General features: G+C 31.2%; 3 protein-coding genes and 1 pseudogene. 2 read left to right on the top strand and 2 right to left on the bottom strand.

Going from position 1 to position 4,394, the window contains the following annotated elements; genetic code table 11:
• Positions 1-193, top strand: a pseudogene (locus tag VLC96_RS07585) (branched-chain amino acid aminotransferase); the annotation flags it as partial.
• Between the two features lie 120 nt (positions 194-313).
• Here VLC96_RS07585 and VLC96_RS07590 read toward each other — a convergent pair.
• Together VLC96_RS07590 and VLC96_RS07600 are read right to left on the bottom strand one after the other, a co-directional pair.
• Positions 314-697, bottom strand: a complete 384-nt coding sequence (locus tag VLC96_RS07590) for a nucleoside triphosphate pyrophosphohydrolase family protein (protein WP_325261842.1) — start codon at positions 695-697, stop codon at positions 314-316.
• Between the two features lie 385 nt (positions 698-1,082).
• Positions 1,083-3,119, bottom strand: coding sequence for a dipeptidyl-peptidase 3 family protein (locus VLC96_RS07600; protein WP_325261846.1), 2,037 nt, complete (start codon positions 3,117-3,119; stop codon positions 1,083-1,085).
• A gap of 300 nt (positions 3,120-3,419) precedes the next feature.
• Here VLC96_RS07600 and VLC96_RS07605 point away from each other — a divergent pair.
• On the top strand, positions 3,420-4,394 hold a 975-nt coding region (locus tag VLC96_RS07605), incomplete at its 3' end, for an SRPBCC family protein (RefSeq protein ID WP_325261847.1).

Consider the following 4,394-nt stretch of genomic DNA (forward strand, 5'->3'; position numbering starts at 1 on the left):
AGGAACTTTGAAAGAGATTTTTGGAGCTGGAACAGCTGCAGTAGTTAATCCTATTGCTGGATATTCATACAAAGATATTTATTATGAATTGCCAAAAGTTGAAAACTCTTTTGCTGGTTTATTAAAAGACAAACTAACTAAATTACAAAACAAGTTAGTAGAAGATACTTTTGGATGGACTGTTAAAGTATAGAAAAGTTGCTAAGTGACTAAGTTTTTGAGTTGCTAAGTTTTTTTATTTAAGGTTTAAAGTTGCTATAAATATCAACTTTAAACCTTATTTTTTTAATCAGAAATTAAGTTACTTAGAGACTTACCCCAGAATCTTCGAGAAGTCAGGCTTGAAATAATTTGGTCCTTTCATCACTTTCCCGTCTTCTCTATAAATTGGATTTCCATCTTCACCTAATTTGCTCATGTTGGAGCGTTGGATTTCGTCAAAAACTTCTTCGATTTTGTGTTGTAGTCCGTGTTCTATAATAGTTCCGCAAAGAATATACATCATATCACCAAGAGCATCAGCGATTTCTACAATATCATTATTTCTCACAGCTTCAAGATATTCTTCGTTTTCTTCTTTCATTAAATTATAACGGAGTTCTTTTTTGCTTTCATCTAAGTTAGCGATTGGAGTTTCGCTATGCCCTATTCTAAATGCTGTATGGAATTCTTTTACAGCGTTGATTTGTTTTTGCATCCTAATATGATTTTTATTTGAATTGGAAATTTAATAACAATTTATAAACTATTGTCTAAATTTGCCAAAAATTATTAGAACATGTTCAGTCAAGGTCAACTACTATTTGCACTCTGTTTTTTTATCGCATTTGTCATAGCAATGGTATTTGCTTATCGAAAAGATGCCAACTTACACAAAGTTTTCTATAAAGGAAATTACAAAATCCTGATTGGTTTCTTGATATTTATCGGACTTTTGTTTGTCATCAAAATTTATTTTAAGCATTAAAAAAAAGAATCTAAGTTGCTGAGCTTCTAAGATTCTAAGTTTTTTCAAACTCTTTCTTTCTTAAAACTTCAACAACTTAGATTCTTAGTAACTTAGAATCTAAGAAACTTAATTTTTAGTTTTCCAAAGGTAAAAAGCCATAATTTTTAGAATATTGTAACATTTGTTCTGCGAATGTTTTTGGCTGTTCTATTTCTATTGCAATTATATCGCCTTTGGCATTCAATTTTGGAACCAAAACAGGATTTACAAAACCACTGTATGGAGCATCAGGAAATTGCTTATTTCTCTCTAACACTTCGGTATGTATTTTTTGATCAACTTTTACACCGTAATTTTCTACCAAAACTTTTCCAGCTTCGTAATCACCTTCTGATTTAATTCGTTGAACTTCTTTTAATAACTGTCCAAATAATTCATGTAATTTCTCGTAATCAGTGATATTGAAATAGGTTTTCCCATCGCGAGTAATTTTTTCGATAACATTGTCTTTTTTACCTTTTTCAAAAACCCAAGCACTAACCCATTGACGATTTCTCATGTGGGCTTCCTCAATATTAGAACCTAATTCCAAACGAACCAATTGAGTCATTAATCCATTTCTAATGTAGCCATCGTAACATTCCATTCCTAATTCTTTCCAATTATCTACCAAACCAATTTCCTGAATTTTTGGACTATATAGATAGTATAACCCAACTAAATCGGCTCTTCCCTCCTCCAATGTCGAAGCATAATTTTTTAAGGTTTCTTTTGGAGTTCCAACACCTGGATTTATTTGTCCAGATGCGTGTCCAACCACTTCGTGCAATGAAGTATGCAGTTTACTTCCTAACTCACCATATTTTTCGGCCAACCTAATTTCTTCTGGATCATTTGCAAATTCCTGCAATCTGCCTTTCCCACCAGCTTTGTTATAGGAATCTATAATATTTCCAAGAGAAACCGATTTAGAACCATGTTCCGCACGAATCCAATCTGCATTTGGCAAATTCACACCAATTGGCGTGCTTGGTGATGAATCACCAGATTCTCCAGCAACAATAACAGTTTTGTATGAAACACCGACCACATTTTTCTTTTTATGTTCTGGTGCTAATGGCGAATTGTCCTCAAACCATTGCGCATTTTTAGAAACCACTTCCATCTTTTTGGACATATCAAAATCCTTAATCTGAACAACACCTTCATACGAACCTCTATATCCCAATGGATCATTATACACTTCTATAAAACTGTTGATGTAATCGATATTTCCTTCTGTAGCTTGCAACCATGCTATATTGTAATCATCCCAAGTTTTAAGATCTCCCGTTTTGTAATATTTAATCAAAAGTCCAATAGCATCGCCTTGCTTTTTATTTTCGGCGACTTTTTGGGCTTTTTCTAACCAAAAAACAATTTTATCAATCGCAGCGCCATACATTCCGCCACTTTTCCAAACTTTTTCTTCTAATTGACCTTTGGCGTTACGAACCAATTTAGAATTCAAACCAAATGAAAAAGGTTTTTTAGGATCTGGACTTTTCTTGTTGGCGTAAAAAGTTTCAACTTCTTTTTGTGTAATACCTTTATCATAAAAATTAATTGCAGATCCTTCAAGCAATCCTTTGGATACATCAAGATTTACTTTTTTAGAATCTACATCATTGAATAAAATTTCAACAATTTCGGGCGCCAAAGTCGTTTTAGTATCTGTTAATAAAGTTTTGAAATAACCTATTGAGAAATCTGGCTTAATTTTATCTGATGAATAATGATGATGGATACCATTTGAAAACCAAACTCTTTTTAGATAAATTTCAAAATTTTTCCAGTCAGCGGTAGTTTTATCTCCTTTGTAATTTTGATAAATATTTTCTAATGCTTTTCGGATTTTTAAATTGTATCTATAATTTTGATCCCACATTATATCACGTCCGGAAGTACCTGCCTGAGTAAGATAATAAACCAATTCTTGCTCTTTTAAACTAAGATTTTCCCAACCTGGAATTTGGTATCGCAAAACTTTTATATCTGAAAATTGTTCTACGAAAAAATCGAAAGGTACATTCTCTTCCAAATTTGCCGTTGCTTTTTTGTCATTTTGAGCATTACTCACAACCGAAATTGCAAAAGTCATCAAAAGACCTATCATTCTAATTAATTTCATCTTTATTATTTTAGATGTTAAACACATAAATACACAACAAATATACAGCTTCTTTAAATAAACAATAAAATCTAAGCTTCAAATAATTACTTGTTTAAAGATTTCTCAACTACACAAAAAGAACAACTTTCTCATAAACACAATATATAGAAGATGTTCTAAGTTTGAATTAATTAAAAAAATACAGTTTGTTATAAAAATCTTGTTTTCTTTGATGTCGTTTATATTTTGTCAAATGACATTGTAGTATAATTGATTAAATTTCTAACTTTACATCAGAAAAAAACCATCTAACCTATTATGAGAATTATTAAATATCTTTTTCTTTTATTACTGTTAAGCCTTGTGGCCCTTACTATATATATTGCAACACAAAAAGGAAATTTCACAGTAGAAAGTAGTAAAATAATTAACTCACCAAAAGCAACTGTTTTTAACTACGTTAATGATTATAAAAATTGGCCAAAATTCAGTTCATGGATTTCATCAGATGCATCAATTCAACCTTCATTTTCTTCTACATCTATAGGCCGAGGAAGTTCGTTTTCTTGGGAAGGAACAAATGAGAGCGGAAATATCCAAACATTATACACCAAAGGAAACGACAGTATTGCACAAAAAATGGATTTCAATGGCACTTCGTCCAAAGTATATTGGAGCTTTAAAGATACCCTTGGCAAAACAAAAGTGACCTGGAAATCTGTTGGTAAAATGGATTTTTTATCAAAGGTGAATTCATTTTTTAATGTCGGTACACATAATTCATTGTCAACAATTTATGATAAATCATTAGCAAATCTTGACAAAACACTAGATTTTGAAAACTCATCTTTTTCAGTAAAAGTAAATGGAATTGTAAAAAAACTAGAAACTTATTATTTAAGACAATCATTCACCAGTAAAATCTCAGACATTAGTAGAAATGCCAATGTAGTTTTTCCAAAGATCATTGCTTTTTGCAAGCAAAACAACATTAGTCAAAACGGAAAACCCTTTATAATTTACCACACTTACGATACAATCAACGATTTGACAAAAGTTTCATTTTGTATTCCAATAAAAGAGCAAATATTTACAAGTGACGGAAGTGATATTTTAGCTGGAAAACTGGTTGCTTTTGAAGCATTAAAAACGAGTTTAACTGGAAATTACGCTTATAAAAGCAAAGCTCTGGCAGAAACTAATGCTTATACAACTGCCAAAAACATTAAAACTGGCACTACTTTTTCGCATTTAGAAATATTCACGATAGGTAATAATGAAAGTGTAAGCCCT

The organism is Flavobacterium sp. (assembly GCF_035456085.1).
Lineage (GTDB): Bacteria > Bacteroidota > Bacteroidia > Flavobacteriales > Flavobacteriaceae > Flavobacterium.

What these genes read in the sequence shown, in the direction of transcription:
- VLC96_RS07600 (WP_325261846.1), bottom strand. Translation starts at nt 3,119, where the DNA reads ATGAAATTAATTAGAATGATAGGTCTTTTGATGACTTTTGCAATTTCG.
- VLC96_RS07590 (WP_325261842.1), bottom strand. Translation starts at nt 697, where the DNA reads ATGCAAAAACAAATCAACGCTGTAAAAGAATTCCATACAGCATTTAGA.